Annotated in this window: 10 protein-coding genes; 1 reads left to right on the top strand and 9 read right to left on the bottom strand. The window is 60.2% G+C overall.

Annotated features, from left to right (window positions below; genetic code table 11):
• Positions 1-641, top strand: a 641-nt coding sequence (locus tag SO139_RS36130; RefSeq protein WP_498541504.1) for a hypothetical protein, incomplete at its 5' end; no start/stop codon positions are given.
• Positions 642-1341: 700 nt separating this feature from the next.
• Here SO139_RS36130 and SO139_RS36125 read toward each other — a convergent pair.
• The 9 genes from SO139_RS36125 to SO139_RS36085 form a co-directional block, all read right to left on the bottom strand.
• Entirely contained in the window at positions 1342-1719 is a 378-nt protein-coding gene (locus tag SO139_RS36125) for a hypothetical protein (protein ID WP_449379780.1), read from the bottom strand.
• A gap of 35 nt (positions 1720-1754) precedes the next feature.
• The gene (locus tag SO139_RS36120; RefSeq protein ID WP_449379781.1) at positions 1755-3545 is read right to left on the bottom strand and encodes an adenylate/guanylate cyclase domain-containing protein; all 1791 of its coding nucleotides are present in this window, start codon (positions 3543-3545) and stop codon (positions 1755-1757) included.
• 209 nt (positions 3546-3754) lie between these two features.
• A complete protein-coding gene (locus SO139_RS36115; RefSeq protein WP_449379782.1) occupies positions 3755-4489 on the bottom strand; it encodes an amino acid ABC transporter ATP-binding protein in 735 nt (244 codons plus the stop codon).
• A complete protein-coding gene (locus tag SO139_RS36110) occupies positions 4473-5120 on the bottom strand; it encodes an amino acid ABC transporter permease (RefSeq protein ID WP_449379783.1) in 648 nt (215 codons plus the stop codon). The genes SO139_RS36115 and SO139_RS36110 overlap by 17 nt, the downstream gene beginning before the upstream one ends.
• A gap of 16 nt (positions 5121-5136) precedes the next feature.
• Complete coding sequence (locus SO139_RS36105; protein WP_449379784.1) at positions 5137-5820, bottom strand: amino acid ABC transporter permease; 684 nt, start codon at positions 5818-5820, stop codon at positions 5137-5139.
• 33 nt (positions 5821-5853) lie between these two features.
• Entirely contained in the window at positions 5854-6651 is a 798-nt protein-coding gene (locus SO139_RS36100) for a transporter substrate-binding domain-containing protein (RefSeq protein WP_449379785.1), read from the bottom strand.
• 337 nt (positions 6652-6988) lie between these two features.
• On the bottom strand, positions 6989-7786 hold the full coding sequence (locus SO139_RS36095) for a shikimate dehydrogenase family protein (protein ID WP_449379786.1): 798 nt from the start codon (positions 7784-7786) through the stop codon (positions 6989-6991).
• 27 nt (positions 7787-7813) lie between these two features.
• Complete coding sequence (locus tag SO139_RS36090; protein WP_449379787.1) at positions 7814-8287, bottom strand: nuclear transport factor 2 family protein; 474 nt, start codon at positions 8285-8287, stop codon at positions 7814-7816.
• A gap of 4 nt (positions 8288-8291) precedes the next feature.
• The coding region (locus tag SO139_RS36085) for an RraA family protein (RefSeq protein WP_498541503.1) at positions 8292-9028 on the bottom strand (737 nt) is incomplete at its 5' end.

The raw sequence follows: 9028 nt of genomic DNA, 5'->3' as shown, positions 1-9028 counted from the left end.
CGCCGAGCCGCGACGAAATTGCTGCCGTCCCTGAACCCGCCGGTCAGAGTCAGCCTAGCACGCCAACGATTCAATCTACCGCCGATGCTCAGGCTTTGCCGCCGACCGCAAAGGATGCGCCGAGCCGCGACGAAATTGCTGCCGTCCCTGAACCCGCCGGTCAGAGTCAGCCTAGCACGCCAACGATTCAATCTATCGCCGATGCTCAGGCTTTGCCGCCGACCGCAAAGGACGCGCCGAGCCGCGACGAGATTACTGCCGCGTCTGAAGCCACCCGTCAGAGGCAGACGGGAAATAGTGAGCTGTCATCTGAAACCCTGTTTAGGCAATTCCAAGCTTGGGCGGCCAAGCAAGATGCGCAGGCACAGGTCAGGCCGGTAAAGCCCGTTCAAGATGCACCGGCACAGGTTGCGGAAAATGCCCGAGCACCGCTTCGGTCCAGGCAAACGCACCAACACGTCCGGCCCGTCCATCATGCCCGGACAGAGATACCGGCCGTGCAAAATCCGCAAAAAAAGATCCGGCGGGAGCAAACTGCACGGGCACAGGTCCCACCTGCACAAGACGCCCGAGCCCAGGACCAGTCTGTGCAAAATGCCCAGGCCCCATCGTACTTACAAATCTTCGGTTTGCGCAATTAGGCCCAGCAGGAAGTGAATCCCGGCGCGCTTAGGCGCGCCCGGAGAGGGACCCCTGTGCATCCTGCATTTACCATTGCCGGCGACTTGCATGGCTTCCGGGTCCGCGTTCTCGCTCCGCAACGCTTCGCCTTTTGTATATCCAAGAGCATGGGGTTGATCCTCCGATTTAGTTAGCACCCCACCCCCTGGACATTGCCTACGATAGCTTGCCTGCCGCTGTGGACGTGGACGTGTTCGACGGTCACTCTCTCCGCCATCTTCCCCATATCTCATTGAATCCAAGATATTCTTTGAATTTGATCCCCGCTTTGGGCCTGCAAAGTCTGCGTGACCCGCGTCGTTTCGTTGTCTTCACGGGATGAGACATAGCGCGCGTGGTGGCAAGCGGGGGTGTCAAGATCGGCCCAGCGTGTGTACCCTCCTATTTCCGACGACGCGGTTTGTCTTTTGTAGGGTCCATTCCTGTAATTGCCCGATACCACGCGGCGTCTGATTGCGCGCGTGCTCTCGCAGCGGCCAGATCGGATTGTCCCTGATAGAACTGACTTAGAGCGAGGTAGCAATCGGTGCGCGCCGGTCCGCGAGGTATCGTAGTGCAGTCCGCCTGCGCGCTCGCGACGCCGGGACAACCTGCCAGTAAGGTTGCGACAACACCCGCGATCCAATGTGTCATGTCGCCTCCAAGCGCGTGCAATGGACGCTATTTCATCGTCGCGTGCACGGTGATTACCGACGTGCCAGAAGCCGTCGGCCCCTGACCCGTTGCCTTGATGGCAAAAGTATCGCTCCCCTTGTATTTGGCCTTCGCTTTGTATTCGAACGTTGACGGGGTGAGCCTCTTCAGCTTGCCGTGTGACGGCTTTTGAGCGACGTCCGAGCCACTCACCGTGCCGCGCATTCTGATTGGAAATTGGCAACTTCCTCCGGACGTGAGGTCAATGTCGGCGGTGGAATTCTCGCCCCAATCCGCCAGTGTCCCAGAAACTGAACATTCGGGAGCGGCCTGCGCCAAAGACACGGACAGTAGGCTCAGACAGTCAACGATAAGCGTCAAAGCAGCGACCTTGGACAACCGCATAGTAGCTTCTCCGCAGCGTTATCTGGTTACGGACATCACTCTTCCGGCACATCAGCCAATCGCAAGCCTGTATACAGGCGTTCGCGGCCAGCGAGGAAGGTTGGATTGTCGCTTGGTTTGGAGGCATGCAAGCGGCGGACGGTGAAGCCAGGGTTGAGCGCTAGTCCAATCCGCGCAACTGTTCTTGCCTCATCAAGGAAGCCCTGCAAACCTAGTGCGGCGGCGAGCCCAAAATGCGTGAGAGGAGAATTTCGGTTGGCCTCGATGCTTCGCCTGAACCAACTGGCGGCTTCTGCGTCCGCACCAAGCTGTACCTTGGCCGCGCCTACAAAATGCAGCCACCGGTGGGCAAAGATATCGCGGGAAGAAAGACGGAGAGCGTCGAGTATATGACCTTCGGTCTCGGCTGCGCGACCCAGATAGTATTTAGCCATCCCGATAACGCCATGCGCATTAGCCAAATTGCGATCAAGCGTTAGCGCCTGCTCGCACTCGGCAATCCCCTGGGTAGCCCGGTTTGTCGAAATGTAGAGGTTACCTAGGATCAAGTGAGCCACTGCATGGTCCGGGGTTAATGAAAGTGCTTTGATCGCATTTTCTTCAGCTGCCGAATAGCGCACGGCTCGGTCATCCGTTAGTAGGTAGGCTCCTATTGTCAGATCGACCATTGCCATGCCGCTCAGTGCTCCGACCCCCTGGGGATCAATAGCCAAGGCACGTTCGAAGAAGCTCCGTGCTTGCGCCATGTGTTCGGGGGTCGGCCCCTTGTTGAACCGAGCGACGCCCTGAAAGTACAGGTCCATCACATCAGGATGCAGTGAGCGTTCCGCCCGTCGCGCTTCGGCCTCAACGAGTTGGGCATTCAGTGTATTGGCGAGCCGCGATACGATTTCGTCCTGTATGTCGAAGAGGTCCGCGACTGGCTTAGTGAAGCGCTCGGCCCACAGGTGATTGCCGGGTTCGGTGTCGATCAACTGCACATTGATCCGAAGCCGATCACCGCCCCGCTGCACCGAGCCTTCGAGCGCGTAACGGACGTTTAACTCGCGGCCGACCTGTTTAAGATCGACCGCTCTGCCCTTGTACGTGAATGCGGTGTGCCGACCGATAACGAATGAGCCGCTGATCCGTGACAAGTCCGTAGTCAGGCTCTCCGTCACTCCATCGACGAAATAGTCCTGCTCGGGATCGCCACTGAGGTTGGCAAAGGGCAGCACAACGATGGAAAGACGAGGCGGCGAACGCGGGGTCGGCCCGACGCTGTCAGCCGGTGTTATCGGGGTGCGTCCATGCGCGACCGCTGCATAGGCGCGGACCGGGCGGGCAATATTTTTGAGGTTTTGCTCACCCAGGTCAAGAAACTCAGCGCCGATCTTGCCTCGGATGTGGTCATAGGCAGAGGACGAAATGCAAATGCCGCCGGGTTCGGCGATGCTTTCAAGCCGCGCCGCAATATTTACATCGTCGCCAAAAACATCGTGCGGCTCGATAATCACGTCGCCAACATTGATGCCGACACGGAAAGCTATCCGCCTGTCTTCCGGATCGGCGGTTGTAAGCTCTCCGATGCGGGCTTGGAATTGGACAGCGGCTCGAACGGCTTCGACCGCGCTTGGAAACTCCGCCAGGAACCCGTCGCCGGTATTCTTCACGATCCGACCGCCGTGTGTGGAGATTGCGGGCGTGACACCGTCCGCGAGGAGCGTTGTCAGTTTAGCATGCGTGGCTTCTTCGTCATGGTGCATTAGCCGCGAATAGCCCGCAACGTCAGCGGCCAATATCGCCGCCAACCGACGTTCAACTCGGATGGGCGGCTCTTGCACCATGGCATGCAGTCCAACCCAGGGCCCACTCTACGGGGGATCAGAGGAGGGTGCCAAACCCGTTACTCGCGTAGCCATCATGCCGATCCGTTGGAAGAGGGTCAAAAGAATAAGTGTTGCCCAAATCCAAATTTCTTCCGAGCGTCGCGATCGGAAGGCCAGGGGGTACTGCGCAGGTGCAAGGAATGGACGTGGCGTTGACTGCCTATGTGTCAGTGCTCCGCCGACTCCGAGACGAACGTGGCCAGTTCGGGCGTTGCGGGAGTGCGCAGGATGTCCGAAGACCCCATTTCGTGGACCTTGCCGTCCCGCATGTAGATCACACGGTCCGCCACCTTGCGGGCAAACGCCATCTCATGCGTCACCAGGATCATCGTCATTCCGTCGGCTGCGAGCTGCTCCATGACGCGGAGGACTTCACCGGTGAGCTGCGGGTCAAGCGCCGAAGTGACCTCGTCGAACAGCATCAGCTTGGGTTCCATGGCGAGGCTGCGGGCGATCGCCACGCGCTGCTGCTGCCCGCCGGAGAGCTGCTCGGGATAGTAATCCATCTTCTCGCGCAGCCCGACCTTGGAAATCACCGTGTCGGCGATCTCGCGCGCTTCTTTCGGCTTGATGCCCTTCACCATGCGCGGAGCCAGCATGATGTTCTGGGCGACCGTCAGGTGTGGGAAGAGATTGTAGCTCTGGAAGACGATACCGACATCACGGCGCAGCGACTTCAGGTCGACGCCGTCATCGTGGAGCTGATGACCGCAGATCAGCATCGATCCCCCCTGGATCGTCTCGAGGCGGTCCATGCAGCGAAGCGCCGTGCTCTTGCCCGAGCCGCTTTGGCCGATGATCGCAGCGACCTCGCCCCTGTTGACCTCGAAGGTGACGCCTTTGAGGACCTCGAGATTGCCGAAGCTCTTGCGGACGTCCTTGAGTTCAACGATGGCCGACATTGAGTTTCCTTTCGAGGGCCCTGCTCTGGACCGACAGCGGATAGCAGATCGCGAAGTACATCAGCGCGGCGATCCCGAAATACAGGAACGGCTGAAACGTCGCGTTGTTGATGATCTTGGCGTTATAGGAGAGCTCGGCGTAGCCGACGACCAGCGAAGCAATCGACGTGTTCTTCACGATCTGAACCATGAAGCCGACGGTCGGGGGTATCGCAATCCGCAGCGCCTGCGGCAGGATGACGGCCGTCATGCGCTGCCAGCGGGTGAGGCCGAGACACTCGGCGGCCTCCCACTGCGGCTTCGCCACCGCCTGAATACATCCACGCCAGATCTCGCCGAGATAGGCGCTGGCATATAGCGTGAGCGCAAAGGTGGCAGCCCCGAGCGGCGACAGGGAATCGTAGCCGAAGATGCTCGGGCCGTAGAAGCAAAGGCCCATCAGAACGAGAAGCGGCAGGCCCTGCATGATTTCGATATAGGCAGCCGCCACGCGCGAGACCGCGGCAATCGGTGAGATGCGGGCGAGCCCGACGAGGAAACCGATCAGGCCGCCGAACAGGAAGGTCAGCAAGCTAAGGACAATGGTCCCCCAGAGTCCCTTGAGCAACGAGATGATGAAAGCACTGTTCATTTGCTGTTTCCCGCGCTCAAAGAGGAGTTCCGAGCTTGCGGCGGCGTGGAAACATCGCGAGCCCCAGCAATGTGAAGCCGGCGCGCACAAGCACGGCCAGCATCAGGTAGATGATTCCAAGCACGACGAAGATCTCGAAGTTGCGAAATGTCTCGCTCTGAATGCGGTTTGACATTCCAAAGAGCTCTTCGACGCCAACGGACGAGACAATGCTCGAGGCAAGCATCAGCAGCACATATTGGCTCGACAGGGCGGGATAGACGCGCTCAAGGGCAGGTCGAATGACCACATGCAGATACGTCTGCGCACGGGAAAGGCCGAGGCAGGTCGCCGCTTCGAGCTGTCCGCGATGGATCGAGTCAATGCCCGCCCGAACGATCTCGGTCGTGTAAGCGCCGATGTTGACCGTCAGGGCGATGGTCGCGCCGACCAGGATCGGCAGTCGGATGCCCAGGCTTGCGATGCCAAAGATCAGAAAGTAGGACTGCACCAGCAGGGGCGTATTGCGAATGAACTCGACATAAAGCGAGACGATTGCGCGCGCCCAGGATGGTCCGCCGGTTCGGACCACCGCGCAAAAGGCGCCGATCAGGATCCCGAACACGGTGGAGAAGAAGGTGAGGCGGAGCGTCGTCCAGACACCCTCGAGCAAGAGAGGCCAGTACGCCAGCACGGCTCCGAAGTCGAATTGATATGTCATGAAACTCCGCCTGCTCCACCGTGAGGGACCACATCACTGAGATGCGGCGACGACCTCTTTGGGGAGATCCGTGCCCTGGAACTTCCTGAAGATTTCCTGCAGTTTCCCGTTCGCGATGTTCTTTTTGACCCACGCGTCGACCCATTGCTTCAGCTCCGTGTCCTCTTTGCGCATGCCGACGCCCATGGGAGCGGTGCGGAGAGGGAGTTTGGGTTCGAGATTCTTATCCGGATTCTTCTTGTTGATGAGATCGACCAGGGTCGGCACTTGCGCCACGAGGTCAGCCTGGTTCGATACCACCGCGGTCATGGTCGTGGCTTCGTCTTCGAAGCGGATGATCTGGGCATCGCGGGGCGCCGCCGCGGTCAGGTCGGCGTCGTTGGTGGTCCCGCGCGTGACCGCAATGCGCTTGCCCGACAGGTCGGCGAAGGTCCTGATTTCCATGCTCTTCGGTGCGGCCACAAATGTCGTCGCGCCGGCATAGGGAAGCGAGAACGCGATCAGCTTCTTGCGTTCGTCGGTGATCGACAAGGCCGACATGATGGCGTCGGCTCGATTGGAGAGCAGGAACGGAATGCGGTTCGCGCCGTTCGTTGCGACGACCTCCATCTTCACACCAAGGTCCGATGCCAGCAGCTTGGCCGCCTCGACCTCCGACCCCGTGGGATTGAGGTTCTCGTCCTTGAACGACCATGGCGGCACGCTGAGATCAATGGCGATGCGGATCGTGCCGGCGGCTTTGATTTTCTCCAGCGTGTCGGCGGACGCGGCCTGATTGATCGCCGCAAGCGAGATCATGGTGAATGCGAATATCCTTGCAAGACGTTTCATGCGTCCCTCCTGATTGGAAATGATCGGTCAGAGTGCCGGTGGAAGTGTTTCGCTGATCTCAGCGAGAAGCGGCGCAAGTGTATCGACGATCAACTCGAGCGAATTTTTCCAATTCGTCCTCCCAAAGCTCATCGGATGTTTTGATTGTTTGTTTGAGACGTTATCGAGCGTCGGTTCCGAGGAGAAGCTTATCTTTCGCCTTCGGAAAAAGTCGTCTCACTTCGTGAGACTGCGTCGGCCGATCCTGCCGTTGCGAGGGGTGAATCGGAAACGACAGCAGCGCCTTCACTGGTGCTCCACAGTCCACTGGCCCCGCTTGCGAATAACGGTTGGCCGTTCAGCACTTGCCGAGCATGAAAGAGAACAGCAGGTCGATTTGTCCGTCGAGCATGTGGGTGCCGTCGCGCGTCGCGCAGCCGCGTTTTGCGGCCTCGGCGAGCAACCTCGTCGGCACCGGATCGGTGATGACGTCTGCGACGACCATCTGCGACGTGAGCTCGCTCGGGTCGATGGGAAGCGGATCGCCGTCCCGCAAGCCCGCGGATGTCGCGTTGACGACGATGTCGCAATCCTGCGGAACCGTGCTGCCAATGGAGACTCGGCCCGCGTACGCCGCGCCGAGTTTGTCGAGCAGTGCGTTCTGGCTGTTGGCGTTGACGTCGTGAAACGTCAGGTGGCGTGCGCCTTCCTCCAGCATGGAGACGCCGATAGATGATCCGGCGCCACCGGCGCCGACCATGTACACGCTCTTTCCGCCTATGGTGTGTCCAGCCTTCTTGAGGCCGGCAGTCAGGCCCGCTCCATCGAAATTGTCGCCGAACCAGAGGCCATCGCCCTCGCGACGCATCGCATTGATCGCGCCAAGCACGCGAGCACGCTCCGACAGACGATCGCAGTGAGCGACCGCTCCGAACTTGTGCGGCAAGGTTATGAGGATGCTGTCGATGTTCGGCATCGCCTTGAGCACAGGCAGCGCCGAATCGAGGTTGCCCTTCTCGATATGCAGGGGCACCAGAACGCCGTCATAGCCGGCTTCTCGCATTCGCTCGGTCAACCAGCCCGGTGCAAGGACCTGGGCGATGGGTGAACCGATCAGCGCGTGAACGCGCGTTCTTCCTGTGATCGCCGGGGCCACGACTATGATCCGAGCTCCGTTTGCCGCTCAGGACAATTTCGGCGCCGGCGAGGGCGGCGCCATGGCATAACCTCTGGCCTCGTAGTCGAACTCGTGCAGCTTGTTTACCGCCTCGGCCTTGTTGACGGGGGAAGCGTAGTAAGCCCGTATTTCGGCGATGCGCGTGATATCATCATTGAAGATGTACCATTCGTCGCCGCGGAGGACCTCGCCGATGGCGGTCTTCCAGTGCGTCCATTCGATGACGGCTTCGTGCCCGTTCTCGCTCGCGAGCACCTTTTCGATCGTCCAGCGCGACCCCAAGGTCTTGACGCACCAGACCCAGCCGTCCGCGATCGCCTCGGCCCCACGCCAGGGTGCGCCCGGCAGACCCGGGGGGAAGTAGTGGACGGCGTCGCTCGTGAAGCAATTGATCAGGGCGCTATGGTCGGCGTCGTTGCAGGCCTGGAAGTAACGCCGAATGAGAGCTTCGGCCTGCTGAGCCTTGGTCGGCGCGGCCATCGCCTTACTCCGCCGCCTGCTGACGGGCACGCCATTCGGCGTATTCCTGCAGCGTTGCTTCGTTCGGCGGATAGGTTCCCCAGAGCGGTGCGCCGGCATCGATCTTCGTGAACAAGAACTTCTCGCGAAGCTCCTGCTCGTAGGAATCGTTCGCCAAGTCTTCGGCGATCGTGCGCGGCACGACAACGACACCATCGCTGTCACCGACGATGATGTCGCCGGGATAGACGGCGACATCGGCACAGCCGATCGGCAACTGCATATCGACAGCGCGATGGTAAGCAGGGCGTGTCGATGCCGTGTTGGCCGTGCAGTAGGCGGGAAAGGGCATCCTGGAGATTTCCGTCCCGTCGCGGAATGCCCCGTCGGTGATCGCGGCTGCGACGCCCTTGCGCATCATGCGCGTCATCAGCATGTTACCTGCGGACGCCGCACGGGGATCGTTGCGGCTGTCGATCATCAGGACCTGGCCTGCGCCGATCGCTTCGACCGCCTCCCACTGCATGTTGTCTTCGCCGCGCTTGCGCAGATCCGCGAGATCCCAATCCTTGTCTTCGCGCGACGGAATGAACCGTAGCGTGAATGCCTCGCCTGCGAAGGACCCGGCATTCGGATTGAGTGGCTTCACGCCGACGAGGAACTGCTGGCGATAGTTGCGTTTGAACAGTTGGGTGGTGAGCGTCGCGGTCGAACAAGCCTTCAGCTTATCCAGGGTTTGGTTTGAAATCGGGGCCATTGTGG

Source organism: Bradyrhizobium sp. UFLA05-89 (assembly GCF_059803475.1).
This window is presented reverse-complemented; position numbering and strand designations above follow the sequence as displayed.

What these genes read in the sequence shown, in the direction of transcription:
- SO139_RS36125 (WP_449379780.1), bottom strand. Translation starts at nt 1,719, where the DNA reads ATGCGGTTGTCCAAGGTCGCTGCTTTGACGCTTATCGTTGACTGTCTG.
- SO139_RS36120 (WP_449379781.1), bottom strand. Translation starts at nt 3,545, where the DNA reads ATGGTGCAAGAGCCGCCCATCCGAGTTGAACGTCGGTTGGCGGCGATA.
- SO139_RS36115 (WP_449379782.1), bottom strand. Translation starts at nt 4,489, where the DNA reads ATGTCGGCCATCGTTGAACTCAAGGACGTCCGCAAGAGCTTCGGCAAT.
- SO139_RS36110 (WP_449379783.1), bottom strand. Translation starts at nt 5,120, where the DNA reads ATGAACAGTGCTTTCATCATCTCGTTGCTCAAGGGACTCTGGGGGACC.
- SO139_RS36105 (WP_449379784.1), bottom strand. Translation starts at nt 5,820, where the DNA reads ATGACATATCAATTCGACTTCGGAGCCGTGCTGGCGTACTGGCCTCTC.
- SO139_RS36100 (WP_449379785.1), bottom strand. Translation starts at nt 6,651, where the DNA reads ATGAAACGTCTTGCAAGGATATTCGCATTCACCATGATCTCGCTTGCG.
- SO139_RS36090 (WP_449379787.1), bottom strand. Translation starts at nt 8,287, where the DNA reads ATGGCCGCGCCGACCAAGGCTCAGCAGGCCGAAGCTCTCATTCGGCGT.